The 24,600-nt window shown below is 62.1% G+C and carries 24 protein-coding genes; 9 read left to right on the forward strand and 15 right to left on the reverse strand.

Annotated features, from left to right (window positions below; genetic code table 11):
- Positions 1 to 120: 120 nt before the first annotated feature.
- Both ACW17Z_RS10080 and ACW17Z_RS10085 read left to right on the forward strand, forming a co-directional pair.
- Entirely contained in the window at positions 121 to 759 is a 639-nt protein-coding gene (locus ACW17Z_RS10080; protein ID WP_492055892.1) for a hypothetical protein, read from the forward strand.
- 39 nt (positions 760 to 798) lie between these two features.
- Positions 799 to 999: a hypothetical protein gene (locus ACW17Z_RS10085; RefSeq protein WP_419319515.1), complete on the forward strand. Its 201-nt coding sequence runs from the start codon at positions 799 to 801 to the stop codon at positions 997 to 999.
- Between the two features lie 63 nt (positions 1,000 to 1,062).
- Here ACW17Z_RS10085 and ACW17Z_RS10090 read toward each other — a convergent pair whose 3' ends face one another.
- From ACW17Z_RS10090 to ACW17Z_RS10105, 4 genes are all read right to left on the reverse strand, one after another.
- Complete coding sequence (locus ACW17Z_RS10090; protein WP_492055893.1) at positions 1,063 to 3,087, reverse strand: TonB-dependent receptor plug domain-containing protein; 2,025 nt, start codon at positions 3,085 to 3,087, stop codon at positions 1,063 to 1,065.
- A 26-nt stretch (positions 3,088 to 3,113) separates the two neighbouring features.
- Positions 3,114 to 3,644, reverse strand: a complete 531-nt coding sequence (locus ACW17Z_RS10095) for a hypothetical protein (protein ID WP_492055894.1) — start codon at positions 3,642 to 3,644, stop codon at positions 3,114 to 3,116.
- Between the two features lie 554 nt (positions 3,645 to 4,198).
- On the reverse strand, positions 4,199 to 4,783 hold the full coding sequence (locus ACW17Z_RS10100) for a polysaccharide biosynthesis/export family protein (RefSeq protein ID WP_492055895.1): 585 nt from the start codon (positions 4,781 to 4,783) through the stop codon (positions 4,199 to 4,201).
- A 77-nt stretch (positions 4,784 to 4,860) separates the two neighbouring features.
- Entirely contained in the window at positions 4,861 to 5,652 is a 792-nt protein-coding gene (locus ACW17Z_RS10105) for a metallophosphoesterase family protein (RefSeq protein WP_492055896.1), read from the reverse strand.
- 263 nt (positions 5,653 to 5,915) lie between these two features.
- Between ACW17Z_RS10105 and ACW17Z_RS10110 the strand changes: the two genes are divergently transcribed.
- Positions 5,916 to 6,746 (forward strand): transglutaminase-like cysteine peptidase, encoded by an 831-nt coding sequence (locus ACW17Z_RS10110; RefSeq protein ID WP_492055897.1) that lies wholly within the window; start codon positions 5,916 to 5,918, stop codon positions 6,744 to 6,746.
- Between the two features lie 215 nt (positions 6,747 to 6,961).
- Here the strand turns inward: ACW17Z_RS10110 and ACW17Z_RS10115 are convergent, their stop codons facing one another.
- Positions 6,962 to 7,123: a hypothetical protein gene (locus ACW17Z_RS10115; RefSeq protein ID WP_492055898.1), complete on the reverse strand. Its 162-nt coding sequence runs from the start codon at positions 7,121 to 7,123 to the stop codon at positions 6,962 to 6,964.
- A gap of 265 nt (positions 7,124 to 7,388) precedes the next feature.
- Between ACW17Z_RS10115 and ACW17Z_RS10120 the strand changes: the two genes are divergently transcribed.
- Positions 7,389 to 7,967: an exopolysaccharide biosynthesis polyprenyl glycosylphosphotransferase gene (locus tag ACW17Z_RS10120; RefSeq protein WP_419319507.1), complete on the forward strand. Its 579-nt coding sequence runs from the start codon at positions 7,389 to 7,391 to the stop codon at positions 7,965 to 7,967.
- Positions 7,968 to 8,156: 189 nt separating this feature from the next.
- On the opposite strand, the gene ACW17Z_RS10125 is transcribed toward ACW17Z_RS10120, so the two are convergent.
- From ACW17Z_RS10125 to ACW17Z_RS10140, 4 genes are all read right to left on the reverse strand, one after another.
- Complete coding sequence (locus ACW17Z_RS10125; RefSeq protein ID WP_492055899.1) at positions 8,157 to 10,109, reverse strand: O-antigen ligase family protein; 1,953 nt, start codon at positions 10,107 to 10,109, stop codon at positions 8,157 to 8,159.
- Entirely contained in the window at positions 10,099 to 12,318 is a 2,220-nt protein-coding gene (locus tag ACW17Z_RS10130) for a GumC family protein (protein WP_419319505.1), read from the reverse strand. Before ACW17Z_RS10130 ends, ACW17Z_RS10125 begins: the two co-directional genes overlap by 11 nt.
- A gap of 62 nt (positions 12,319 to 12,380) precedes the next feature.
- Complete coding sequence (locus tag ACW17Z_RS10135) at positions 12,381 to 13,676, reverse strand: outer membrane beta-barrel protein (RefSeq protein ID WP_492055900.1); 1,296 nt, start codon at positions 13,674 to 13,676, stop codon at positions 12,381 to 12,383.
- Between the two features lie 98 nt (positions 13,677 to 13,774).
- The gene (locus tag ACW17Z_RS10140; RefSeq protein ID WP_492055902.1) at positions 13,775 to 14,335 is read right to left on the reverse strand and encodes a hypothetical protein; all 561 of its coding nucleotides are present in this window, start codon (positions 14,333 to 14,335) and stop codon (positions 13,775 to 13,777) included.
- A 915-nt stretch (positions 14,336 to 15,250) separates the two neighbouring features.
- Between ACW17Z_RS10140 and ACW17Z_RS10145 the strand changes: the two genes are divergently transcribed.
- From ACW17Z_RS10145 to ACW17Z_RS10155, 3 genes are all read left to right on the forward strand, one after another.
- Positions 15,251 to 15,967, forward strand: coding sequence for a hypothetical protein (locus ACW17Z_RS10145; RefSeq protein WP_492055903.1), 717 nt, complete (start codon positions 15,251 to 15,253; stop codon positions 15,965 to 15,967).
- Positions 15,968 to 16,222: 255 nt separating this feature from the next.
- The gene (locus tag ACW17Z_RS10150; RefSeq protein ID WP_492055904.1) at positions 16,223 to 16,597 is read left to right on the forward strand and encodes a hypothetical protein; all 375 of its coding nucleotides are present in this window, start codon (positions 16,223 to 16,225) and stop codon (positions 16,595 to 16,597) included.
- 95 nt (positions 16,598 to 16,692) lie between these two features.
- On the forward strand, positions 16,693 to 16,941 hold the full coding sequence (locus tag ACW17Z_RS10155; protein WP_492055905.1) for a DUF2188 domain-containing protein: 249 nt from the start codon (positions 16,693 to 16,695) through the stop codon (positions 16,939 to 16,941).
- Between the two features lie 102 nt (positions 16,942 to 17,043).
- Here ACW17Z_RS10155 and ACW17Z_RS10160 read toward each other — a convergent pair whose 3' ends face one another.
- The 3 genes from ACW17Z_RS10160 to ACW17Z_RS10170 form a co-directional block, all read right to left on the reverse strand.
- Positions 17,044 to 17,745: a hypothetical protein gene (locus ACW17Z_RS10160; RefSeq protein ID WP_492055906.1), complete on the reverse strand. Its 702-nt coding sequence runs from the start codon at positions 17,743 to 17,745 to the stop codon at positions 17,044 to 17,046.
- A gap of 627 nt (positions 17,746 to 18,372) precedes the next feature.
- Complete coding sequence (locus ACW17Z_RS10165) at positions 18,373 to 19,086, reverse strand: hypothetical protein (protein WP_492055908.1); 714 nt, start codon at positions 19,084 to 19,086, stop codon at positions 18,373 to 18,375.
- A 198-nt stretch (positions 19,087 to 19,284) separates the two neighbouring features.
- Positions 19,285 to 19,950 carry a recombinase family protein gene (locus ACW17Z_RS10170; RefSeq protein WP_492055909.1) on the reverse strand — a complete coding sequence of 222 codons (666 nt, stop codon included), beginning with the start codon at positions 19,948 to 19,950 and terminating at the stop codon, positions 19,285 to 19,287.
- A gap of 196 nt (positions 19,951 to 20,146) precedes the next feature.
- Here ACW17Z_RS10170 and ACW17Z_RS10175 point away from each other — a divergent pair, with 196 nt between their 5' ends.
- Positions 20,147 to 20,611: a hypothetical protein gene (locus tag ACW17Z_RS10175; protein ID WP_492055910.1), complete on the forward strand. Its 465-nt coding sequence runs from the start codon at positions 20,147 to 20,149 to the stop codon at positions 20,609 to 20,611.
- A gap of 60 nt (positions 20,612 to 20,671) precedes the next feature.
- Here the strand turns inward: ACW17Z_RS10175 and ACW17Z_RS10180 are convergent, their stop codons facing one another.
- Entirely contained in the window at positions 20,672 to 21,607 is a 936-nt protein-coding gene (locus tag ACW17Z_RS10180) for a DUF4238 domain-containing protein (protein WP_492055911.1), read from the reverse strand.
- A 73-nt stretch (positions 21,608 to 21,680) separates the two neighbouring features.
- Positions 21,681 to 22,670: a tyrosine-type recombinase/integrase gene (locus ACW17Z_RS10185; RefSeq protein ID WP_492055912.1), complete on the reverse strand. Its 990-nt coding sequence runs from the start codon at positions 22,668 to 22,670 to the stop codon at positions 21,681 to 21,683.
- A gap of 682 nt (positions 22,671 to 23,352) precedes the next feature.
- Between ACW17Z_RS10185 and ACW17Z_RS10190 the strand changes: the two genes are divergently transcribed.
- Entirely contained in the window at positions 23,353 to 23,517 is a 165-nt protein-coding gene (locus ACW17Z_RS10190) for a hypothetical protein (RefSeq protein ID WP_492055913.1), read from the forward strand.
- On the opposite strand, the gene ACW17Z_RS10195 is transcribed toward ACW17Z_RS10190, so the two are convergent.
- The gene (locus tag ACW17Z_RS10195; RefSeq protein ID WP_492055914.1) at positions 23,514 to 24,488 is read right to left on the reverse strand and encodes a lysozyme inhibitor LprI family protein; all 975 of its coding nucleotides are present in this window, start codon (positions 24,486 to 24,488) and stop codon (positions 23,514 to 23,516) included. The two genes, ACW17Z_RS10190 and ACW17Z_RS10195, sit on opposite strands and share 4 nt — an antisense overlap.
- Between the last annotated feature and the right edge of the window lie 112 nt (positions 24,489 to 24,600).

The following is a 24,600-nucleotide window of genomic DNA, read 5'->3' on the forward strand; positions in this document are numbered from 1 at the left end:
AGAGGGCCCGGCGGCGACGCCGGGCCCTTTTCATTTCAGCGCGGCGATGTTGCGGTCATGCTTGCGCCGCACCCCGTCCCTATCCGTGGCGCTCGTTTTGGACGGGCGAGACAGACACTGATGCCGGCGGCCTTCGCCCTGATCGCCAACAGACCCGCGCCGCAACGACAGGGCCGCGCCACGCCGTGGATCGTGCTGGCCTCAACGATCGCGCACCTGCTGGTGCTGGGCGGCCTGGTCGCCGGCGTCCGGGTCATGCCGCAATGGGTCGAGCCGCCGGTCCTCAGCGTGGAGCTGCTGCGGCCCGTCAGGCCTGACCCGCCGGCGACGTCACCCGTCCGATCCAGGCCCGCGACGCGGACAGCCCCGATCGCCGCGCCGCCCGTCGCCCCGGTCGCGCCCGGGGTCGCCGCGCCGACCGCCCCGCAGACCTCGGCTATCGCCCCGCCCGGCTTCAGGGCGCAGGGCCTCACCGGCGGCGGCCAGGCCCTGCGCGAGACGACCCGCGCCGGACTTGGCTGTCGCAACGCCGATGGGCTGGCCCTGACCAAGGCCGAGCAGACCGTCTGCGACGAGACCCTGGGCGAGAAAAACAAGAACCGTCCGGCGATGTATGCAGCGATCGATCCCGCCAAGAAAGCGGCCTTCGATGGCGACTGCAGGAAGGACGACGACTGGTGCCTCTATCGCACCGACAAGGGCCCCTATCCGGGGCTCCTGGGTCTGGGCCGAAAGAAGAAGATCAAGAACTGGGACTGAACCATGGCGCTTGCAGCGCCGCAGGACTAGGCTTGCCCGATGCGCAACAACCTCACCGGCGACGACCGCGTCCTGCTGGACCGCTATATCGAGAGCGTCCTGCTGCGATTTAACGACAACCGCTACAATCTGGGCGAAGCGACCCAGGAACTGGCCGAGGCCTTCGTCCGCGTGGCGGCGGGCGAGCCTGACTGGCTGGGCCACATGCGCGGTGTGGTCGAGGCCGGCGACGACGCCTGAGCCACAACGGAAAAGGGCCCCGCCTTGCGGCGGGGCCCCTCGCTCTCCAGCGTTAGTTGGCGCTTACCAGCTCTTGCTGACGCCCAGCATCACGCGACGCTCGGCTTCCAGGCCGCTTGCGCCCCGGGCTTGCGACTGGCGTTCGGTCAGCAGGTTCTGGCCGTTCAGCGACACTTCGGCGCCCGGAGCGAACTCATAGGCGACGCGGCCGGCGACGGTGGTGTAGCCCTTGACTGGCTCCAGCAGGTTGCCGTTGTAGGAGCTGAACTTGCTCACGAAGTGAGCGTAGCCATCCAGGCTCCACTTGTCGTTCGACCAGCCCGCGGCGAGGTTGCTGCGATACTTGGGCGAGGTGGCCTCGAAGTTCACCTTGCGCAGGATGATCGAGGACAGCGTGGTGAACGGCGCGTCATTGACGTTCGTATAGGTGGTGTCGGCGTTCCAGTGGAAGCCGCCATCCAGCTTGCCCGAAGCCGACAGCTCGACGCCGCTCATCTTGGAGTCAGAGACGTTCTTGTAGGTAAAGGTGGCCCAGGTCGTGGCGGTCGGCGCGAAATCGAGCGCCGAGCCGCTGAACTGGCCCTTCACGCTTTCGGTCTTCTGCGTGAACAGCTTGACGCTGGCCCTGGCGTTCAGCGACGGCAGGGCGCGGTCATAGGCCAGCTGATAGTTGCTGACGAGGGCCGGCTCCAGCAACGGATTGCCGGCGATCAGACCACCGGTCGGCGCCGGCGTGGCCGGCGGGATCAGCAGGCCGCCCAGTTCCAGCAGGGTCGGGGCCTGAACGCCGCGGGCGAAGGTCAGGCGCAGCGTGTCCTTGTCCGAGGCCTTGTAAACTGCGCCCAGATTGACGCTGGTTTCGGTGATGTCGCGATCCCACAGGGCATTGTTGTTCTGGGGGGCGCCGGCGGGGAAGGACCCCGTCCGCTTCAGGCTCAGCTTGTCGACGCGCGCCGCAGCGGTCAGCGACAGCTTGGGATTGACGACCCAGTTCCACATCGCCGACGGAGCCAGCACGGTGTAGCTGACCTTGGCGCCCTGGTACGAGGCGGTGTCCAGCTGGTTGTCGCGATATTCCACGCCCACGCGGATGGTGTGAGCCGCGCCGATCTTGAACAGGTCTTCCAGGCTGTAGACCGTGATGTTGTTCAGGTAGCGACGGCCGGGGGTCAGGGCGTCCAGATTGTTGCGATAGGCCTGGGCCTGGATCAGGCCAAAGCTGGTTTCCGCGTTCAGGGTCGCCTTCATCGAGTCGGTTTTGACGCGATGCGAGGCATAGGCGAAGGTCGAGATCACCTGGGTTGAAGCGCCGTTGGACATCGAGCCTTCGACACGCAGGCTGGCCTTGTCGGTCAGTTGGGCCACGGCGTCGATATTGGCGCGCGCCGTCGACGGGTTGTGGATCTGCGAGGCCAGGACAATGCCCGTGCCCGAGGTGGTGTTCTTCCACTCATTGGCGTGGTCGACGCCGCCCGAGATCCGGAAGGACAGACGCTCGCCCAGGCGAACGGTCTTCACGGCCGAGACGCTGGTGCTTTCGCCCGTGCCCGCCCGCAGCTCGATGACATTGGTGTCGTCAAACTTCGGGTTGAAGGTGATGATGTTGACCACGCCCGACACGGCGTTGAAGCCGAAGATGGCGCTGTTGGGGCCGCGAACGACTTCGATCTGGCGGATTTCGCTCAGGGCGATCGGCAGCGAGGCCCAGTCGGTGTAGCCGAAGTGGTCCAGATAGACCTGGCGGCCGTTGATCAGGACCAGCAGGCGCGGCGAGCGGGCCTGATTGTAGCCGCGGATACCGACATCGGACTGGCCGGCGGCGAAGTTCAGGATGTCCACGCCGGCGACGCGGCTGAGGATCGTCGGCAGATCGCCGGCGCCCGAGCGCTTGATGTCATCGGCCGAGATGATGGTCATGTCGACCGGGACCTCGGTGGCGCGCTGGGGCGAGCCCGTGGCCGAGGTGGTCACCGGTTCGTTGAACAGCTGCTCCATGGCGCCGTAGTCGATCGACTGGGCGGAAGCGGCGGTGGCCGAAGCCAGGATGATCAGGCCGACCGAAGCGCCGGCGAAGAGAGTCGTTTTCATGGGTTTGTCTCGTTCGTTCGCTGGGGTCAGACTTCGCGGATCATCATGCGGAAGGCGGCCTTGAAGACCGCGCCGACCGCGGCGGCCGCAGAACGGCTGACCACGATTTCCACCTTGGGGTCGGCCGAGACGCTCATCACGCAGGCGCCGCTGGTGACGCAGCCCATGTCCGAACCTATGGTGATGATCTTCTTGCCCTTGGCGGCGGCGCCGACCGGGCCGGCATTGACGCCGGTGGTGATGTAGAGCGCCGCGACGCCCGACACGCCGGCGACGTCGCCGGCTTCGACAGGCTTGCCCGTGAGGGTCAGGGCTCCGGCGCTCAGTCCGCCGCCGATCGCGGCCATGACCGCATTCTTCTCGGCCACCGAGGCGGGTTTGGACGGATCGAAGACCACGCCGAGCGTGGCTTTGCCCGTCGGGCCGTTTTCAAGGAAGGTGAGCGCGCGGCCCGCGACCTGCAGGTCCTTGGCGGCGTCAGCGTGGGCGCTGAGCGGCGCGGCGATGAGCGCCGTGGCGCAAAGCACCAGAACGCCAGGCTTGGTCTTTTTCGACATTTCTATTGATCCCCTGCCCGGATTTCTTTCGGGCTTTCCTGCGGGGGACAAAGAACTGGATTAGTAAACAGAGCGTAACTTAGTGTCGCAGAACGGCGTTCGGAGTTCTGATAGAGTAAGTTTTGAGGGGCATCACTTACTACCAAAAACGGGTTTTAGTGAGATTTGTACAGAAAAGGGATACACGCAACAACTCTATCCAATCTATATGTCGAAGAAATGTGGTTGCGCGATGCATCAATTATCTACAATTCGCGGCCCAAGCGTCACTTTCGCGACGATTGGCCCAGAAGAGCAAAAGATATTCCCGGCCAGGAACTCAGCTTTTCTGGAGAACAATATCTAAAGTGGACATTTTGTCGCATCAGCGTGAAAAACGTCGCAAAGTGCGTGTTTTCAGGTCCGTCCGAGGCGGATTTCGACTCCGAACAGCCAATTCGCCTGTCGAAAAAGACAACCCGACGCCGACCCAGCGTGCCGCCGACACGCTCCTGACTAAAGGAGGGGCCTCAGGCGCGGCCTCGTGAAGCCACGCCCTCGCCTAAACAGGGCTTCTAGAAGAAGCGCTCGCCGATCCGGATGGTGTCGCCCGGGGCGACCGTGACGGTCGGATCCAGTGTCAGTTTCTGCTCTTCGGTCGCGCCGTTGCGCTTGACGAAGACCTGCTTCTTGTCGGCCCGGTAGGTATAGCCGCCCGCTGTGGCGACGGCGTTCATCACCGTCAGGCCCGAGGTGTAGGGATAGGTGCCGGGCTTGCTGACTTCACCCAGGATATAGAATGGGCGGAAGGTCAGAACCTCGGCGCTGACGCGCGGGTCCTTCAGATAGCCGTCGCTCAGCGAGGTCTGCACGGCTTGCTGGAACTGGCTGAGGGTGAGGCCGGCGGCCTTGACCTCTCCGATCAGCGGCAAGGAGACAAGGCCGCTGCCCGTGACGAAGAACTCGCCCGAGAGGGTGGGTTCGCCATAGACGGTGACGCGGACCTTGTCGCTGGATCCCAGCAAATAGGCGCCGTCCTGCGCGGCGGCGGGCGGCGGCGGCTGTCGGGCGTGCGCCGGCGCGGCGCTCAGGGTCCCGAGGACAAGCACACTCGCCAACAGGACAAAGAGCCAATTTAGGTTTCGTCTGACGATAGTCATCGGATTAAAGTCTCTGAATAAGCGTGTCCCTACCTGCGTGTCATGACACGGGCGCACAGCAGCGACAAGCATGCGACTCAAGCGCGACGAGACTTTCGCGCCTGAAGAACGACCGGCGATCCCTCGATCAGGCGAACTGCGGTGAGAACGCCCGTCGCATAGGCTCCCGTATCAATATTAATACGGTCAGGACCGATGAAGGGCTCCTCGTCCGGCGTGTGGCCATGGACGACGACGCAGGGCAGTCGATGAGGTTGCGAGAGAAAGTCGTTTCGGATCCACATCAGATCCTCGGGAGTCTGCCGGTCCAGCGGCACACCGGGCCGCACCCCCGCATGCACGAAGAAGTAGTCGCCATAGGTCGCCGACAGTTCCAGCGCCTGCAGGAACGCCACGTGACTAGCGGGCACCTGGGTCTGGAAACTGGCCTGGATGTTGCGCCAGGCGTCCTGGTCCACCCGACCGATCGGCCGGGCCACGCCATAGGAGGTCATGGTGTCGGCGCCGCCGAACTCGACCCAGGCCGCGCCGGCCTCGGGATTGTCGAGGAACGACAGCATGGTCTGCTCGTGGTTGCCCATCAGGGCGCGAACCTCGAAGACGCCCTGCTGGGCCGAGGCGGCGGTTAAGGCGATCAGCCGCTCGATGACCCCGCGCGAGGCCGGGCCGCGATCCACATAGTCGCCGACGAACACCAGGACGGGGCGGTCATGCCGCCCCAGGGTGGCGAAATCCCGCGCGATCACGTCCAGCAGCTCATCCAGCAGGTCCAGATGGCCGTGGATGTCGCCAATCGCATAGACGACGCGCCCTCCCGTCGAGGCGGCGGCCGCCGGGCTGGGTTTAGGCCGGAAAAACTTGAACTTCATCACCTGTCCACTCGGGCGCTTCGACCGCCCACTGAGGCGAGGCGCAACTTGCCTGAGACGGGGAGCTCCATCAACCACCCGGCAGAGAACCTTACCAGGCAATATACCACACTCTAATACTTCACGTTCACCACAGTTATTCGCATATCATTACTCCTAATATCTTAGTTACCATTTGTATTCATTCCCAAATCACCAGTCTTTTTAAGCTGATAATTGGGTCCTAATTGCATTGTTACATCGTCATTAAGGGCGATGCTTCGATGAATATCCGCAAACAACTCACCAAGTTCGCCAGCGTTGCTTTCATTCTGGCCGGTGCCACGGCTGCAAACGCTGAAGCCCGTCCCTTCATGGCGCGCGGCGACACGGTCCAGGCCCCTCCAGGCTTCACATTTATGTGCGAGCGCGACCAAACGGCCTGCGAAACGGCCGTCGCGATGGTCGCCCCGACCTCCCCCCTGGCGATGTCGGCCCTCAGCACCTCGTCGCTGGGCCGGACCTGGCCGATGGCCATGGCCGCCGCCGAGCGCCAGGCTTCCGACACCGCCCAGGACGCCGCCGAGCTGGGCCTGATCATGGTTGAAACCCTGCAGGCCTACCGGCCCGAGGCCGTCGAGGATTTCCTGCCCGCCGGCGTTCTCCGCCCCGTCGCCCCCACCCCGACCGTCGCCCCGGTCGGGCTGGCCGCCGGTCCGGCCCAACTGGGCAAGGGACAGCTGAAGCTGATCACCAGCATCAATCGCGACGTGAACCGCGAAGTTCAAAAGGCCAACGACTTCGATCTCTATGGCATGCCGGAGTACTGGACCCTACCGCAGGTCGTCGACGGCAAGATGTATGGCGACTGCGAGGACTATGCCCTGGAGAAGCGCCGCCGCCTGATCGAGGCCGGCGTGTCCGCCGAAGCCCTGTCGATGGCTGTTGTCGTTACCCGCCGCGGCGAGCGTCATGCGGTTCTGGTTGTGGCGTTCGAGACCGGCGATGTGGTGCTGGACAACCTGACCCCGTGGCCCACCCCGTGGGCCGACCTTGGTTACACCTGGATCCAGCGTCAGGTCGCCGGCTCCAACGCCTGGACCACCGTAAGCTAGATGTGAGCCTTTGGAGAGCTGGGGCCCCGGCCCGCGCCAAGGCTACGCTCGCGATTAGGACGCCAGGATAGGGCTCCGGGCGCGACCCCGGAAGGAAACCCATCGCAATAGCCGCTCCCGCCATGGGGGAGCCAAACTGCGACGCCAGACAGCGAAAAGCCCCGGAGCACGCTCCGGGGCTTTTCGCTGTCTGGCGGGCTGGGGTGGGGTGGGGGCTAGACCGCCAGGCGGATCGCCTCAATCGCCAGAATCCAGAAACCTGCGGAGACGCCGGCGGCCAACAGCCATCCGATGGCGCGGGGCAGGCGCCTGACGCCAGCGACAGGGGTACCCGTGACGGCGTGCATCGCGGAAAGATTGGCCGGGATCATCGACATGGTGTTGCTCCTATGCGGCCCAGCGTAGGGAGCGAGCGCTAAATTCGCGCTAACGAACAGCGTTTATGCAGCGCTAACGCTATCTATAGTTAACCGGCGGTTTAGAAGTGACGCCGGCGCCGCAGTGCGATAAATGAACTGTGGACGGCTTGGGAATGCTTCTCCAGCCAGCGCATGATGGGGATCAGCGGTGAGTGGGGGCTGGAGCACGGAAGTTCTGAAGCGCGAGCCCGCAACCTTTCTGCCGCGGGTCGCCGTAGATCCGATGAAACGTCTCTGTGACGTTCTTGCGTCGACTTTACTACTGATCTTCTTTTTGCCGGTGCTTTTGCTGGCCGCACTGCTTATCCGGCTGGAATCGCGCGGCCCGGCCCTGTTCCGCCAGACGCGCGGCGGCCTCAACGGCAAGACCTTCACCATCTACAAGCTGCGCTCAATGCGCTGCGAAGAGAACGGCGACACCGTCGTGCAGGCCAAGCGCGACGACGATCGCGTCACCCGCATCGGCAAGATCATCCGCGCTACCAGCATCGACGAGCTTCCCCAGTTGCTGAACGTCCTCAAGGGCGACATGTCCCTGGTGGGTCCTCGTCCTCACGCCCAGGCGCATGACGCCTATTATGGCGCGCTGATCCCGGCCTATCAGATGCGCTTCCAGGCGCGCCCGGGCCTGACGGGCCTGGCCCAGATCAAGGGCCTGCGCGGCGCCACCAACGACCTGGACGACATGTCCAGCCGCGTGAAGGCCGATATTGACTATATCGATAACTGGTCGCTGCTGACCGACCTTCGCATCATGCTGCTGACCGTGCCTCACCTGTTGCTGGCCGAGAACGCCTACTAGGGCGCACGCGTCCCAAGCAGCGGTTCCAGCGACCCGCCGAAGTCACCAAGAGTGGTAGCAATTGGTCCGCCACGTTGGTTGAACTCTGTCTTCTCGAATCCAAAAGCCAAAGTTCAGATGGCGTCGTGCGCCTGAAGGCCTGAGAACGGCCGTCTAACTTTCCCTGACACGCCGTCGTCGCAACAGCGGTTAGCGGACCGGCGGCGGCTCCGCCCGTAGCACGGCGATCTGGAGGGCCATGCCAATCCGCCCAGTCGGATTGTACAAGGCGTTGGCCATGGCGATGAAGCGCTTGGGCTGCCTCTGACGCCGCCACTCGGTCTGGAACTGATAGATCGCAGACTGCCGGCCGGCAGTGCTGAGCTCGCCCCAGCGCTCATAGGCGAACATCGTCCGGCGGCTAAAGAGGCTGGTCTGCAGAGGCGCCACCGCGAAAGAGTGCTCAAGGGCCAGGTTGGAGGCCTCCTGACGCCCCAGGGCGGCGTCCACCGCGGCGCGGCGCAACCAGGCGGCGCCCGAGGCAGGGCGCAGGCCGACCTCGCGCGCGCTGAGACGATCCAGGCGATCCAGTTCGGCCGCGTCAGGCCTGGCCTGAGCGAGCCCTGTCTCTATGCGGCGCGCCAGAGCCTCGGCCGGAGCGGTGGGCCAGGCGGTGAGATCACCGCCAAATCGCGAGGCCAGCATGGGCGCCGTCACCAGGACCGAGGCCAGCATGACAGCGCCCGCTGCGACGCCGGCTCCCCATGAAATCCGTGGGTCAGGCGATCGCGCCAGGCCAGGCCCCGCCGCCATCGATCCGACGACGCCGAGGATGAGGACCGCCAGCGCCTGGATGGCCGGAACCTGCAGCGCAAAATCGGTCACGCCATGCAGCAGGAAAACCAGGGCCGCACAGGCCGTGGCCCTGGCCCAGGTCGCGGTCGTGCCTTCGCGCAGGCCGCCGCGCAGGATCGGCCAGATCAGAACGAGGAACAGCAGCGCCATGACAACCGCGCCGACCACCCCGCCCTCCTCCAGCCACTGGAGATAGAGATTGTGGACGGCGCGGACGTCGAACAACACGCGCAGGTTTTCCTGGGTCGCCACCAGCTGGTTGACGGTCGGGAACGAACCCAGACCGAATCCGAACCAGGGCGAGGACTGGAAGGCCTCCCAGTGCGGCGCCAAGATCGCGGTCCGGACAGAGATGTCCTGTTCGGTATTGTTAAGCCGGTCGGCGACCAGTTCGGTGCTCCGCAGGCTCAGGGCCCCGATCACCAGGAACAGCGCCATCGCGCCCAGTCCGGCGACCACGCGGAAGCGCTGGCGCTGGGCGATCGCCTCGCCGACCAGCATCAGGCCAAGGCCGACCAGGGTAGCGGCCAGACCGGCGCGAGAAGCTGTCAGAAGCAGGGCGGTCAGCAGCACGCCGACAATGGCCATGCACGCCACAGCCTCAGGATCGCCGCGCCTGAGCATGGCTAGCCCCCGCTGACGGCGAAGCCGGTTGGCGGTCGCCGCGACGGCCAGCAGCAAACCAGCGCCAAACACCGTAGCGGCGCTGTTGGGGCTCAGCAGGGTCGCGACCAGACGTGTCGAGCGGCGCAGGCCGACGTGATCCAGAAAGGCCAGGGTGGCATAGACGCCGACCGCCATGACTGCGATCCGCAGGAACCAGCGTCCCCGGGCTTCGGAAACGCCGATGATCCGCGCCGCCACGAACAGGCAGGCCAGACCGAGAAGCTGGACAAGGTTGAGCCAGACGGCGGAACGATCCACGGTGATGGCGCCCGGGCGCTCGGGTACATAGGCCCACACGGGATGGGCGCCGCCTGGCGCCCAGGGGCTCAGCGCCCAAAGGACCGCGAGCAACAACAGCCCGAAAAGCGGGACCTGGATCTCCATGCCCCGCAGCCGCGCCAGATCACGCCTGGCCCAGCGGCAGGTGGCCAGGAGCCCGATCAGAAACGCCGCATAGACGCCGCTGAACAGGCAGGCCGTCGAGATCTCGCTGGCGCCGAAGGCGATGATCGCCATGAAGACCAGTCCGAGAAGAACGCCGACGGCGACCTTCTCGGACGTGGCCAGGCGACGGACAGCGCCGCGGCCAGCGCGGGCGGGCGACGCCGCCGCAGCCGGCCGAGCCCGCGTCTTAGTCGGCATAGTACTTACGGTAGCTCTTGTAATAGTAGTCGGCGCCGCCGTAGCCGTAGCGGGTCTGAGCCTTCAGATCGACCTGGGTCAGGGCAAGGCCCGCCAGGAAGACGCCTCGGCCGTGCAGCAGGCCGATGGCCGCCGTGATGGCCTTGACCGGGGTCTTCTTCCAGCGCGCCAGCATGACGACCGCGTCGGTGTGCGGCGCGAGGATGCGGGTGTCGGCAATGGCCAGCAGGGGCGCGGTGTCGAGCAGCACCACGTCGAAGCGATTACGCAACTCGCCGAGCAGGCGGAGCATGGCGGGCGAGCCCAGTACGTCGCGCGGCGTATAGGCCGACTTGGTCAGAGCCAGGACCTTGGCGCCGCTCGGATCGGAGATCAAAGCCTCATCAAGGGTGCAGACGCCGTTCAGCACCTCGAGAAGACCAAGCTTCGGAACTTCCGGCAGGAAGCGATTAATGGCGCTCTGACGCAGATCGCAGTCAACGATGATCACGTTGGCGCCCGAGGTGGCCAGGGTGCGGGCCAGGGAGAAGGTGGTGGTGGTCTTGCCCTCGCCCGGCAGGGACGAGGTGACCGCGATGACTTTCACGGCCTCGCCGACCTTCGAATAGAGGATGGCCGCCCGCAGCTTGCGGAAGCTCTCGGCGAAGGTCGAAAGCGGCTTGGCCAGCAGGTAGTCGGGCGGGCTCATGTCCCGCGCCAGCTTGGCGTCATCGATCGCCGAGCTCAGCAACGGGATCGACCCCAGATACGGCAGACCGATACGACGCTCGACCTCGTCTTCGGTGAAGATACCCGCCATCAGGATCTCGGCCAGCACCACCGATGCAGCGCCGGCGCCCAGGGCCAAAACCAGACCCAGGGCCAGGTTCAGCGAAGGCTTGGGATAGCTGGGAGCCGTCGGGATCTTGGCGCGCGACACCACGCGAGCGTCGGCCTGTTCGATGCCCTGGCTGCTGGAGGTCTGCTTGAAACGGGCCAGCAGGGACTCATAGAGCGTGCGGACGGACTCGGCCTTGCGCTCCAGTTCGTTCAACCGGATGCTGGCGCGGTTATTGCCCGCCAGGGCGCCCTTGGACGCCGAGACGCTGCCGGCCATGGAGCCCGTGCGCTGACGCGCGACCTGGGCCTGGGCTTCCAGGTTGGAGATGATGCGGCGGATTTCGGCCTGGATCTGGCCGTCGATGTCCGTCAGTTCGCGCTTGGCCTTGAGCAGGTCCGGGTGGCGATCGCCATAGCGGCCGCTCATGTCGGCCACCTTGGCGCTCTGCTCGGCGCGCTGTTTGCGCAGTTGCTGAACGACAGGCGAATTCAGCGACTCGCCAACGTCTTCACCGGTGCTGCCGCGGGCCAGCTGGTTGCGGGCGATGTTGAGGCGGGCGTCGGACTCGGCCTGCTGGGCGCGGGCCGAAGCCAGCTGCTGGTTCAGGCCCGAGATCTCCTGCTCGGTCAGGGTCGCGCCCTCGGCGCTCATCAGATTGTTGGCGATCTTGTATTGCTGGACGGCGGCCTCGGCCACCTGCAACTGGTCGCGCAGCTCGGCGACACGAGTGTCGAGCCACTCATTGGCCTTGGCCGTTGCGTCGAACTTGGCCTCGAGCTGTTCGGTCAAATAGAGATCGGCGAAGGCGTTGGCGATCTTGGCCGACTCTTCGGGATTGGTGTGGGTGTACTCGACCGAGATCAGATAGGTCAGGCCGGAGCGGCGAACCTTCAGGCCCTCGAGAAGATTGTCGACGACCTTTTCCTGCTGGCGCTGAGCCTCTACGGAGCCGACGACGGCGGTCGGAGCGACCACCTTCTTGACCCAGGGCAACCACGACCCGACGCCCTTGGCGCCGGGGGCGTTGGGATTGAAGTAAGGATCCTGCGTCAGCTTCAGCTGCTTGACCACGCGAGCAGCCAGGGACCTGGATTTCAGGACCTCCACCTCGGTGTCGACCACCGAGGAATCCGCCGGCAGACCCGACAGAACCGCGCTCATGTCTGCGACCTGCTCCTTGCGGACGTCCAGCATGACCTGGGCGGTCGCCGTGTAGCGCGGCGTTTCCTGCAGGGTGTAGAGCAGCACCGCCACGAACACCGCCAGGGCGACGGCCGCGAAGAGGCGCAGCCGGCGGCGGAAGGTGGCGATTGCGATGTTCAGATCAAAAGACATCGCTCCGGCGCTAAGCGCCGGAGCGTGTTGAGTCTCGAAGGAAGAGCCGTCCATGGGTACTCTCAATGGGGGCCCTTCTCGGACCTAGAAAGTCCTTCTACAGCGAGAAGGGTAACCTAGAACTGAAGAGCGACCGAAGCGGCGATCTTGTTGTCCGAGAACGACGAGGCCTTGGCCGCGCCGGACGAGTCCTGCTTCAGGTAGGTGTAGGTCAGGAACAGACCGACATTACGGTTCAGCAGATAGGTGCCCGTGGCGTTGAAGCCGGTACGCTTGTCGTCCCGATCGATGAACGCATACTTGTCCTTGCCGTAGCTGGCCGAGGCCGAGAGCAGGACATTGCGCATCAGTTCGTGATCGATGCCGACCGAGGCGCTGTTGGCGATATAGCCACCCGAATTCGCGGCCACGGAGTCTTCGATGGAGCGCGAGGCGGCGACGTTCAGCGTCGTCAGTTCAGTCGGGAACCATTCGACGCGACCCTTGGCGTTGAAGCCATCAAGATCGGCGTAGTGGTCATAGGTCTGCTCCATGTAGCCGGCTTCGACTTCACCGCGAACCGATTGCGACAGGTCGAAGTTGGCGCCGACCGAGGCGACATAGCCTTCGGAGTCGCGCGCGCGGTTGGCGACGATGGCGGTGACGCCCGGCGAAGCCAGGCGGCCCAGGGTGTCGACGTCATAGGACTTGGTGTTGCCAACCAGCGAGGCGAAGATAGCGGTGTCGGGGCTGAGGGCGTATTCGGCCTTGCCGCCGTAGTAGAACTCGTCGCGATCGCGGGTGTTCTGATTGAACGCGCCGCCCTGGTCGTCATAGTCGAACTTCTTGGCGTCCAGCTTGCCGGTCAGGCGAAGGCGGTTGAATTCCTTCACGGCGGTCAGGTTTTCCGACCACAGGTAATATTCGACCGGCTTTGCGGTCGCGCCAGCCGGCGTACCGGCGGTGATCGCCGAACGGGGCTCGACCAGGTTCTGCCATTGGGCCGACGCGGAGATGTAGGTCCCGCGCTCGACATCGAGGCGACCGTTCAGGCCGAGGGTGTATTCCTCGCTATTTTCGGTGTCGAAGTCCGAATAGCGGTTCACCGAAGCGGAGGCGAAAGCGCCCAGGGCGTTGCGCGACCAGTTCGAACGGGCCGCCACTTCCGGCTTGACCCGCCAGATCACGTCGGACTGTTCGCCCGTCGCAACGGCGTAGATGTTGTCGTCATTCACGGCCTCAACGGTCACGCGCGGATACAGCGTGAAACCGCCCGCCTTCATGCCGACGGCTTCATAGTCCGGACGGGGGCGCTGACGAACACTGGTGTTCTTGTCGCGCTTGAAGTTCGAGCCCAGATCCTGGGCCACGGAAACGGCGGGAACCGCCGCCATGAGCGCGGCCGCTACGGCCGCTGTCGTCAGAATTCGCATATCGTATATCCCCACCTCAAGGCGCCTAAGAACGCCCGTCAGATCCAAACACAAACAAAGAGCAAAGAGGGCGAGCCTGGCCCGCCCCCTCCTCTAACTTAACCGCAATAGGCGGCGACAACGCCCGCGCAAGGGTCGAAGGGCGCCACAACGATCGTGGTCGGCGCCGCAGCATCGGGCGTTCCGCCCGGAGTTGCGGTGTTCTGCAGGTTCGTCAGAACGCTCACGGTCTGCTGAGTGGTGACGGGGCCGGTCGACGCCGTCGCCGTGGTCGTCGGAGGGGGGGCGGCGGCCACTTGCGCGACAAACGCCGGGGCGACATCAGCGGCGATCGAAACAGCCAGCCCAGCGGGAATGACGTTGGTGCTGACGGCCGTGGTCAAGGCGGCGGCCATAACCGATGGCTCGGCGCCGGAAGCAGCCAACGCCGTCTGGATGGCCGCCTTCAGCGCAGCAGCCTTGGCATTGGCGCTCAGAGCGGCGAAGCCTGGTCGTGCGGCGGCCGTGCGCGCAGCGGCCGCGATGACCGTCTGGAGCGACGCAGCGGTCGGGGCGGCGGGGGCGGGGGCGGGCGGGGTTTGAGCCCAAACCGAACCACCCATCGGGCCGGCGATGATCGCCAGACCCAGCACAATGGCGCTCGTGAGACGCGTTGACATGGCGACCTTCCAAAAAAATCGATTAAGAGTTCGGAAACCTATACTGCAAGAGCGAACAGCGCTCCAGCAACTTTTTGCAAGTCTAGGGCGAGACAGCCAAAGATGCGTGCATCTGCAGCCAGCCAGCCATTTTTTTGAGCGAAAATCAGCACTTCCGGCTACATCGTCGGCGAAACACGAAGACTCCGCTGTGCGAAACCGCACAACAAGAAGCTCAACCCGTCCGATTATTCACGCATCAGGCGAGATCCGGGAGCCTTGCGAATATTATCGGACGCCCGAGCGACATAATTACCACAGATTTAACGACCCGCTAGGGACTCGAACAGAGTCACGGCCGTCGACGCTTGAGTTGCCGCAGAGCCCGCAGCAGAGGGCGCTCAATGCTGGGCCAGATCAGAAGGGCTATGAAGCCCAGGATGACAGTTGCGGCCAACAGCACGAGATCAACCCCTTATTGCGGTCCGGGTAACAGTCTTTCGTGACAATTAACCATGCGCTCAAGCCTAACCACGAAAGAGTCGCGACATCTCAACGCAACGCACATGCAGCACGCAGTTCATGGGCCTTTGCGGCGCGCATTGGGCGTTTCACAACCAACGCCAGACCCCGCACTGGCCGGCGGGAGGCGAAAATGGTGCCGCTTAGGTGACTCGAACACCTGACCCCATCATTACGAATGATCCAGCGCCGGAATTTTTCCTATTGAAACAATAGGTTATCCCCAGAAGACCCTTCGAACGTGGCTCTTTTAGACGTTTCCGCCCTGGCTTTCCAGTGCAAAAGCCGACGACCGCTTTTCGCCATCGCCAAGTCTAGCGGGGCCCTTCCACATCGTATTCAGACTAAGTCCAGACTGAATTATAAAGAACGCCAGCCGTCGCAAGAGCGTTCCAGGTAATCACGTCGGACGACATGTCGTTTTCCGTCGATTTATCCGCCTTTATGACCTTATCGGGACTTCAAGTGGTCACGTTCGCACCTACATATACACGATACGAACAGAGAAACGCATCGAACCTCTTCGAAATGACTTCCGAGACCTGCCAGATCACCGCTCCAGAATTCGAAGCGACGGACGCCGTCGTTCGAAGCTGGTTCGACGGTGCCGAGCGGGAGATGCGGCGGTGCTCGATCCCTGCGCTCGGCCAATTCATCGAAGCCCATTGCCGAGAGCGCTACATGGTGACGTTGACCGACCGCCGCAAAATGCGGCCCCTCGATATGACCGGGGACCTCGCTCGGGTTCTCCACCAAACCAATCAGGCATTCTTCGGCACCGCTTATCGCCGCCATAAGCGGGTCTTCCTCGCCACGTATGCCGTTCACGAGAGGACGCAGAACGACGGCTTGCACACCCACATTATAATAGGGGTCCCAAACGGGGCTCTCGAATTGAAGCCAAACCGGCCAGCCACAACAGTCCCGGACTTCATCGTTCGGGCCTGGTGCAGCGCAGCTTCGAACTATCGCCGACCAGATGGCCAGAAGTGGGTGGCCATCTGGAATCTCGCCGGCGCATTCGACTACGTCCAGAAGGACGTTTTCTCCGCCAACGACATCGACACGGTCGACGTCATGAACTCAAAATTTCCGACCAGCTACGACTGTCCCCCGCTCGCCGGGGGATAACCCATAAATCTCTGAGCAGACGTAAAACTAAGGAAGCCATCGACTTGAGAGGGGTTCGGAGAAGTGTCCGGACCTTGATTTGAGGCCTATGGGGGAACGAGAAGATAGGCAGGAACGAGTCAATGAGAGCGAAGCTGACATTCGAAGAATGTCCCTGAGAGCCCACTAAGTTCGAACGGGAAGGCAGGCTTGGAGTAGGCTTTCGCAAGGATGTCAGGGAGGCTTTTGCGGACAGTGGTTTCGCAAAGGCGGTTCTTGAAATTGGTCGTTCGCACTTTTGGCCGCCCGCCACTTCCGCATGAAATGGCGTCTTGGGCTGATGATCCCGACCTTCACATAACGGTTGAGGCGATTGCGGCTCTCTTCACGGAAGCCCCATCGAAGCAGGATCTCGAAACGTTCATTGCGGGGTTCAGGCCGGGAAGCGTCTCTGGCTTGGTGAACCTTTTCATCGCAATTTACTCGCTGTTCGACGAAGCGCTTCCGGATTTGCGGCATCGCATTCTCGCCCATTTGGCTGGCTTGGTTCTCTCTCTAGATGGGGCCGACAAGGCGCTCTTGGAATCCGCCCTCGCCGATCTCCGAATCCAGAAAGTCGATGTCGAAGCGCTGAGGCATCCCGCAGACTGACTGGACTCGCGGAAAGGGAGTCTGGTCGGAATTACAGCCCGGCCGAATCGTTCTATATTCGTTCCAGCCTAGCAGCTTCATCTTGGAGAAGTCGGATGAGCAAGGACCGGGATAGAATGATTTCGAAGCGTGCTGACGGGACGTGGGCTAACGAGCGGAACGACGCAAACCGGGCTTCCAGCGTCCACAAGACGCAGAAAGAAGCGATCCAGTCAGCCAAACAGATGCTCGTAAATCAGGGTGGCGGAGAGCTGACGGTAAAGGGCCGGGACGGTCTCATTCGCAGCAAGGATACGATTGCCCCTGGCAACGATCCCAATCCCCCGAAGGACAAAGAGCACTGATCGGTAGCGCTTAGGACGGCGACCTGTTTTGTCGTTCCAATGCGAGCAGTCGCTTCAGCGTTCGTAACGTCCGCTTTTGCCCTGTCGGGTAGCTGTCCGAAATCAATCGACAGCTCCGTCGCTGCTCCGATCTTCCTTCAGCGCTAGATCGATCAAGTTTTGTACGCGGGGCGTGACGAACACGTCTTTGGCTTCCATTTTCGCAACGGCTTCCAGATGAGCGATATGAACTTGAGCCTCTGAGAGCACCCGTGCAGCGCTCTTCAAACGCTCGAACCTTTTGACGTAGTCGATCTTGAAATCTGAAATGTCACCGCTTTGGCGGTGCCGCTTCCGGGCCTTCTGGTCTGAAGCATAAACGTCGGTAATTCGCGAATTCACAGCGTAGATTGAGCTGCGGATGATCGCAAAATGGCGGACCAGTTCAGGCCTTAACGCCCGGATGTCCAACTCCCGCATTGCTTGTACCATTTCGGTAGTTTGGTGGCCCCGCAGGCGGAAGAGGACTTGGTCGTGTAGCGCTGCGTCTAGGCGGGCGCTGACCATGTCAATTGCGTTGACCGCCATCTCCCGTGCGGTGAAGGCTAATGCCGATGCGTCGCTCTCTGCGCTGGCCCGTTCGTGGCGCTTATCCGCAACAAAGGTGAGGCCCGTAGCAGCGATTGCCGCAATGGAACCTATCGCTTGAATCCAGGCCGCGAACGTCGATCCAAACACCCCGCCGGGTTCCCGAGCGGCCCCGGCCAGGAGGAACGTCGAGACAAACGCAGCTAGCCAGAGACCGAATTTGACGTTTGCACTCATTGATCGGCCCGCCCCATAGGCCGCTAATCAATGGCCAAGGTCTGAGAGTTGCATCGAAGCGGAAATGTCCGCAACGGCCAGGTTTGCGGAAGTAGCCGAGCAGCTGACGTGAACGGCTCCATGGTGCGTGGAGGCCAACGGTAGCGGGTAGGGGCCGCTCCAGCAGCATGAGGGAAGCAGAACGTCACGCTGCTCAAGGCATCCCGCAGGCTGACAGGACTCGAGGGAAGGGAGCTTGTTCGACGCCCTTCCCAAATGACCGAAGAATGGGCCTATTGGCACATTGGCAGAGTTCGAGGGGCAACCAATGGAAAGTGCACTCCAGGCGCTTGCGAGTTCGATTGTCCTCGCACTCTTTCTCGGAATCTGCTGGGCAATTCATCGAGCGTGGAAGTGGTTCGCCCTCCGCACTTGGGGGACCGATAAGCTTTTCGTTATCTTGTTCCCGCCTTTGAACGACGATCAGGAGGGGCGGTAGCGCCGACGCTGGTGCTCGATGGACATGTCCGTCCATTGCGGTGTCGGGGGCCCGATCAATTTTGGTGTGCCGTGTCATCGCCCCTGTAAGACGCGGGCTAGAAAGCCGACCTCGAATCTGACCCAGCGCCCCCGCCATGCCCTAGTTGGTCAGGTGAGGTATTTAAGCAATTCCTGTGCGATCGGTGTGAGTTTCGGCCGGACACTTGATCCGCCTTCCGCCGATTGATCCAGCCTAGCTTCGGCAAAACCTCGGGATCTGAGATCAGAAATGATGTGCACGAGGCGGCGCTTTTCCGACGCATCAAAGCCCCTAGCTGGGCCATAGTGGTCGCCGAAATCGCTGTCCCATGCTGTGCTAACGATCCCATTCGACGCCATGAGCCCCTTTGATGCCCACACCGGCCAGCGAGCGTGATCCGCGATGAGAGTGAGCGCTTGAGGCGTCAAATTCTCGATTTGAGCGAGCGCAAACTTGTGATCGGCAAAAAGCGCCCGGAAATCGCTGTTTACAATGTAATCGAGAGCACGGGCGAGATGCTTGAGGTGGTCAGCATCAGGCGGATTGTCGTCAACGATGCGGGTAATTTTGCCAAACAAGGCGCTCCCCCACGGACTCGTCACCAGCCCGGCGAGCTTCCGAACTGCTTCCTCCGTTTGGTCTCCCCGGTTGAAGTAGGTGGTCAGCAACATCTCCAGCTTTCTCTGCTTCAGCGCCTCGTCGGTTGCGGAGGCGATGGACAGAATGGCAGTCACCGCTTGGGCACCGGGAAGGAGACCGACGAGGGCATCTACGGCCGCCTTGCCGATCCCCTTGGTCACTTCCGTCGCAACGTCCTCGGGAGTGAGTTCGGTCGCCGCCAAGCGTTCATCAAGGGAACGCCGTGAGGCAGCCGGCCCAAGTGGGGAAAGGCTTCCGGATGTAGGAACGAGCGGCGTGTTGTCTGACATGGCCCAGTTGTCGCAAGTCATTAGGATCGGTCAATGCCAATGCCGGATCTTACGCTCTCGCTGTCGGACAGGGCTTCTGAATTCACGAAAGATCGAGAACCGCCAGCCAGCTCAGGTTCGTGCACCTGAATTTAGACGACACATCAGGTTGCGGACCGTCGATGGGTGCCAGCTAGCCTGCCTTGGCGTCAAAACCCCCCTGGCGTTCAGCGCTGCGGCGACCGAGGCGTAGGACGTAGCGCCTGCTGCCCTGATCTCCGAGAGAAGGGGCACCAACTCCAGCGCTCGAACTTCGGCCTGATCTTGGACGGCTGCGACAGCTGCAAGGTTATTGCCCGCCATGGCCGCATGAGACCAACCTTCTGGGTTTCCAAGCCGGGTGATGCGCCTTCCGGAGCGGGAGCGGTGCTCGCCGTTGGCATTGAGCCTCTGCTTCACCACGGCGAGCGCTTCAGTTGTACGCTTTGACGTAGCCTCCCTCTCCGCCTGAGCGATTACAGCCATAATCCCGATGGTCAGGTCGTTGGCGTCGGGCATGTCGGCCGCCATGAACCGAACGCCGCTGTCCCGCAGAGTGAGAAGAAAGGCGGCATTGCGGGACAGCCGGTCGAGCTTGGCGATCACCAAAATCGCCCCTGTCAGCTTTGCGAGTTGAAGCGCTCTCGCCAGTTCTCGTCGGTCGCTGTTCTTTCCGCTCTCCACTTCGACAAACTCGGCTGCGATCATGAACTGGCGACCCGCAGCGAGGATGGCGACGGCGGAACGTTGCGCTTCCAAGCCCAAGCCGCTCCGGCCCTGCCCCGCTGTGCTTACCCGCAGATAGGAGACGGCCCTCATTTCCGAACCCACGTAACAAACCCCCAAACGAGCGTTAGGGGGGAAGGTCCGAGCGATTGGTGGGCGAGACAACAGGCGAGAGCGTTGGCCTTCGAGCCTCTTCAGTGGACGCCCTTGGCTTTCATAGGAGGTCTAGATGAGCGTTCTCGATAAGCTGGAAGTCGTCCCCGCCATTGACCGGGTTGTGGGGTACGACCCCATTCGAACCCGCCGAAAGAAGCTGGCCGCAGCCCTTCAGGAGCAGATGAACCTGCTCGCTTCGAGTGGCGACGGTTACCGCAGGGTCCGTGTGCAGCGGAAGCGAGACCTTGAAACCGACGAGGTCTTCACGGTCGAACAGCGTCGCCGGGTGGTCCCCTGGTGGCTGGTGGACGAGAAGGGGCAGGTCCGTTTTGCTCTGCGCTATGGATCGGTCACCCTCAAGCTTCGGGGTGATGACGGTGTGATTGTCGTTCCAACGCTCGAAGCTCTTCGCGGGCTGATCCCGTCTCTGATCGAGGAGACCTTGCAAGGAGCGCTGGACCAGCCGCTTGCCGCCGCCGCCGAAGACCTGATGGTTCGGTTCAAACGCCAACCTGCAGCCGGCAAACGGAAGAACTAGCCATCGTCCGTCAATTCGTGGTGCCTGGGGGCTCCGGCCTCTAGGCATCTCATTCGGGATTTAAGAGATGAGTGAAGGCCCCAAGCGATCCGAACTGGGAGGTTCGCCACGGACATACCAAAAGGGCTTTGGCGTATTGGCCTGGGCCACGAAGTACTGCTCCGCGAACGCTCTCGTTCGACGGTTCACTTCATCCACCAGCCCGCCAGACACGTCGAAATAGCCATCTAGCCCGCTCTTGTTGAGCACCATCATGCAGGACGGACTTAGGGGCAGCGAGATTTCGAGTGTCTCGTACATCAGCGCAGGTCCCCGGTGGAGGGGAGGCCTTTGATGTGCAGCGGGGTCGAACCAGACACAAGGATTGTCCGAGGTTATGAATCCTGGTTCGTCGTCAGTGCAGAAAAACGCCACGTCGAAGCTTGCAAGTAGGGGGGCGATGCCCCTGATGTTTCCAAGCAGAGTGGACTGGAGCGGGTATTCGACAATGCGCTCGACCTGTTCAAGCGACATGCTCGGACTCGCAGGGTCCACGGGTCCACGTTCGGCAAACTTCTTTTGCTCAGGCGTCATCCGCTCGTAGCTGGCCTGGAACCGGTTCATAGATTCCAAAACCGTCGACCACTTGTCCTTAATGTCCCCTCTTGCTGCCGGGGTTCTGAAACGCTGCGCCGCTACAAAGGTTAGCAGCGTGGCTCGGCATTCATCTGGCACGTCTAGCCGCTTATCAACGTAGTTCCGGCGTGCCTTCGCGAAGGCTCCTTCGAGCTTGGTCAGCCACCGCTCTATGCCGAGGTCCCGCCCATCAGGCCCGCCCGGTCTCGTATACATCTCGAGTTCGCGGAACAGTTTCACTGGCGGCTTTTTCTTCGGCTCCCCACCCTCAGCAGGAAAGGCCCAGACATAGGGCTTGTGACCCGCCGGGGTTTTGGGGTCGATCCAGGCCTGCAAATAGCTCTGGGCGACGTAGTGCTGTTTTACGTGACCTCTGGCCATTGAATGATTCTCGCAGGCGAGTGTCCTACCGACAAGTTCGGGGAGCAGTCGCAGCAGGGGTTTGCCCAACATCCTAATGCGCTGACGTATGCCGGGTCGGCCGCTTGAAGCTGTGCAGTCGATCCAGATTCATCTCGGCTGTCAGGGAGCTTGCGTAGAAGCGGTCGATCATCTCCACGCTGGTGCGGCAGTTCCGGGCCAGAGTGAGGAGATCGAGGTTCTCGGCATTCAGCAGCCGAAACGTAATGGCCGTGTGGCGCAGCGAATAGAGCGTCCGGGTCTCCCCCTTCGAATTGGTCTTCAGGTCGAGGTGCGTCAGCACCTGCGTGAACTGTCGGCGGACAAGTTCCTGGGCGTAAGCCCGGCATTCTCTGTGGGGCATAAAAACGAAGTCGTCAGGCTTCGGCGGCGTAGGCCGCTTCGACACAAGGCGAAGATAGATTTTCGCAGCCGCTGGCATCGTAATGACGGGGGCGGAATGCCCTTTCGAGGTCGGATAGTCGAGCCGCAGGTACGGCACCCCGTTCTCGTCCTCCAGAAGTTCGACGTGTCGATGGCGTAGCTTGAAGATGTCGCCGGGACGCAGGAACGAGTTCACCAAAAAGGTGACGATGAACCGCATCTCCCATGTCACGGCTTCGCCCCGATAGGAGATCGTCGGCTTACCGGCTTCGATCTGCGCCAGCCCCTTCAGCAGCGCCTCGTATTGGCGTCTTGGGAAAGCCGGCCGGGGAGAGTCACGGTGTTTCGCCCGTGGGACTTTGGGCGCTTGCCGGATCATCCCGCTCTCGTCGGCGAACTTGAGGACCATGCTCACGAACGACATGATCGGGTTGACCGAGCCACTCTTCAGCCCCTTCTCGACAAGCCAAACCTTGAAGTCTCGCAGCTTTCGATTGTCCACTTGGTCGATGCGAGTCTGCCCGAAGAACGGCCGGCAGTAGGCGTTTCGCCGTTGCCGATAGTCCCGTGTCAGCGAGGGCAGGTTCTCGCCCAGCTTCACTCGGCTCTCGGCCTCTTTGATCAGCTCTTCGGCCACATCGAGGAATGTCGGCGACTTCATTGGGCTCCCCATGCGTGACTGGGGGGCCTTACGCGGGCTTTCTGGCTAGGGGCACGGACACCTGGGGCTGTCCCGCAGTAAATGACCGTCACTTCAGTGAGGCCGCCGGGGTGCATTTCCAGGTGTACGGCGATGTTTTTGGCGAACCAGAAGTCGCCGACGCAGTCCAACGGGCCAAGCCGGGCGTCGAAGTTGTCCCGCAGTTCGCTCGCCGCCCGCTGATGATCGTTCACATCGGAAGAGAAACTGACGGTCGCCCTCGCGGCCCCTTTGAAACGTAGCGTCAGATCGTAGTGCAGAGGTGGCCCCTCGAATCGATTTGCGAGCCAGCCTTGCCCAACATGCAGCCCCCGTCGGCGTGGGTTTCGGGACGTTTCGAGCAGCGTGTATCTTTGCGTCCGCTTCGAGAAAAGGAAGTCTAGAAGCGTCCAAAGATCGTATTCTATTTCGTTGTTCACGTATAAAGGTCTCCGGTGTGGAGAACGGATATGGACTATGCCTTTCCGTTTGCCAGCCCGTCGACGAAGTTATTCGAGTGAAATTTTATGAATACTAATGTCCAAGAGGCGTCGAGAGTAGACTTTAATTATTTCAGCCACATACTGACGTTGTATTTTGACAACACGCACCCGCCATCGACGTGAAGCCATAAATATGGTCGCAGCAGCAGAAGGACAGCGCCGTGGCCCACGACCTCAACATTGATAAGCAGCCCGCTTCACCGCAGCCGAACACAAACGATCCGGCCCTAGGAAAGAGCCGGATCATGTCGTTCAGAGAATTCTTGGCGGTCAGCGGCACCTATTCGGGCAAGACATACGCTGGCCAGACTTCGTCGCCTTCCTAGTTGGCGATCATGGCCTCAAGCTCGATGAGGCGCTTTGTGGTGGCGTGTAGATAGCACTGGGTGCTGTCGATAACGCCAACAGAGCCATTCACTTCGGACACGCAGGACTGGTCTCGCTCCTTAATCCAGGCTCGTTCTAGGTTGCGGAGTTCAGCTTGGGCAGCCGGATCGCGGACCGCCAATGCCTGGGCATAGACTTCGTTGAGTCGCTTTTCTTGCACCGTTATTTCGGGCTGATAGCACTCCAACAGATCGCCGTTCATTTCCTCGTTCTCGGCTCTCCACCTCGCCATGCAAGCGTTGTAAGTCTGCGAATAGCGCTTCTCGACCGGGTCCGTTGATTCCGGCTCCGGCTCTGGCTCGGCGACAGCCGCCGGCGCTTCCTCAAGTGGCGCTGACGCCTCGAGCAAGGTCCGAGCAATCTTGATGACTGCGCTGGATAGCGGATCCACGTTCGACAGGGCGACTATCGAATCCGAGCGGTCGGCCGCCGGCTGTACGGTGTAAGAAATAGATACGTGGCCGTCATTGACCCGCAGCAAATCAGCCGAGGCAGCTGGCAACGCCCTATTGCCACCCATTGCCTGGACAAATAAGGCAGCGTCGCCGCCTGGATCTAGGGCCTGCATCGTCGCTTCATTCGCTGAAAGACGCATAAGCGCTTCCTGCTGCTCGGGCGTCGCTTTGATGCTCAGCTCGGCATTGCAGCCAACCTTTTTCGTTGGCGTGTCAACGGACGCCACCGTGATCAAGTTGAGCTGCAGCATCGAGGACAAAGCAGGGTCGTCGAGGTTTAGAGCAGGTGTCGACTCCCCCCAAAGCTTGATCGCCTGATCAATGATGATGCGCTTAACGGTGTCTTGCGTTTCCTTCGCCGAGCACGCTTTCTCCGGTGAGGGGGCGCAGCTAGCTATTGCGAAGACGGCCAACGAAGTTGCGACCACCATTGTCAATCGAAGCGTGGCCACCATCGAACACCCCACTGCCGGCTAAGCCGTTTTAAAGCTCTGCTGTTTCCCAGGCCGACACTCGCCTGCAAGCAAGTGAAGCTCAAGCGCGTATTTTAATACGTCGCACCAAAAC

Source organism: Caulobacter sp. GSs2 (genome assembly GCF_058680895.1).

Bases quoted from the DNA above. Each gene is read 5' to 3' on its own strand.
- ACW17Z_RS10080 (WP_492055892.1), top strand. From the start codon at position 121: ATGCCGGCGGCCTTCGCCCTGATCGCCAACAGACCCGCGCCGCAACGA.
- ACW17Z_RS10085 (WP_419319515.1), top strand. From the start codon at position 799: ATGCGCAACAACCTCACCGGCGACGACCGCGTCCTGCTGGACCGCTAT.
- ACW17Z_RS10090 (WP_492055893.1), bottom strand. From the start codon at position 3,087: ATGAAAACGACTCTCTTCGCCGGCGCTTCGGTCGGCCTGATCATCCTG.
- ACW17Z_RS10095 (WP_492055894.1), bottom strand. From the start codon at position 3,644: ATGTCGAAAAAGACCAAGCCTGGCGTTCTGGTGCTTTGCGCCACGGCG.
- ACW17Z_RS10100 (WP_492055895.1), bottom strand. From the start codon at position 4,783: ATGACTATCGTCAGACGAAACCTAAATTGGCTCTTTGTCCTGTTGGCG.
- ACW17Z_RS10105 (WP_492055896.1), bottom strand. From the start codon at position 5,652: ATGAAGTTCAAGTTTTTCCGGCCTAAACCCAGCCCGGCGGCCGCCGCC.
- ACW17Z_RS10110 (WP_492055897.1), top strand. From the start codon at position 5,916: ATGAATATCCGCAAACAACTCACCAAGTTCGCCAGCGTTGCTTTCATT.
- ACW17Z_RS10115 (WP_492055898.1), bottom strand. From the start codon at position 7,123: ATGTCGATGATCCCGGCCAATCTTTCCGCGATGCACGCCGTCACGGGT.
- ACW17Z_RS10120 (WP_419319507.1), top strand. From the start codon at position 7,389: ATGAAACGTCTCTGTGACGTTCTTGCGTCGACTTTACTACTGATCTTC.
- ACW17Z_RS10125 (WP_492055899.1), bottom strand. From the start codon at position 10,109: ATGCCGACTAAGACGCGGGCTCGGCCGGCTGCGGCGGCGTCGCCCGCC.
- ACW17Z_RS10130 (WP_419319505.1), bottom strand. From the start codon at position 12,318: ATGGACGGCTCTTCCTTCGAGACTCAACACGCTCCGGCGCTTAGCGCC.
- ACW17Z_RS10135 (WP_492055900.1), bottom strand. From the start codon at position 13,676: ATGCGAATTCTGACGACAGCGGCCGTAGCGGCCGCGCTCATGGCGGCG.
- ACW17Z_RS10140 (WP_492055902.1), bottom strand. From the start codon at position 14,335: ATGTCAACGCGTCTCACGAGCGCCATTGTGCTGGGTCTGGCGATCATC.
- ACW17Z_RS10145 (WP_492055903.1), top strand. From the start codon at position 15,251: ATGTCGTTTTCCGTCGATTTATCCGCCTTTATGACCTTATCGGGACTT.
- ACW17Z_RS10155 (WP_492055905.1), top strand. From the start codon at position 16,693: ATGAGCAAGGACCGGGATAGAATGATTTCGAAGCGTGCTGACGGGACG.
- ACW17Z_RS10160 (WP_492055906.1), bottom strand. From the start codon at position 17,745: ATGAGTGCAAACGTCAAATTCGGTCTCTGGCTAGCTGCGTTTGTCTCG.
- ACW17Z_RS10175 (WP_492055910.1), top strand. From the start codon at position 20,147: ATGAGCGTTCTCGATAAGCTGGAAGTCGTCCCCGCCATTGACCGGGTT.
- ACW17Z_RS10180 (WP_492055911.1), bottom strand. From the start codon at position 21,607: ATGGCCAGAGGTCACGTAAAACAGCACTACGTCGCCCAGAGCTATTTG.
- ACW17Z_RS10185 (WP_492055912.1), bottom strand. From the start codon at position 22,670: ATGAAGTCGCCGACATTCCTCGATGTGGCCGAAGAGCTGATCAAAGAG.
- ACW17Z_RS10195 (WP_492055914.1), bottom strand. From the start codon at position 24,488: ATGGTGGCCACGCTTCGATTGACAATGGTGGTCGCAACTTCGTTGGCC.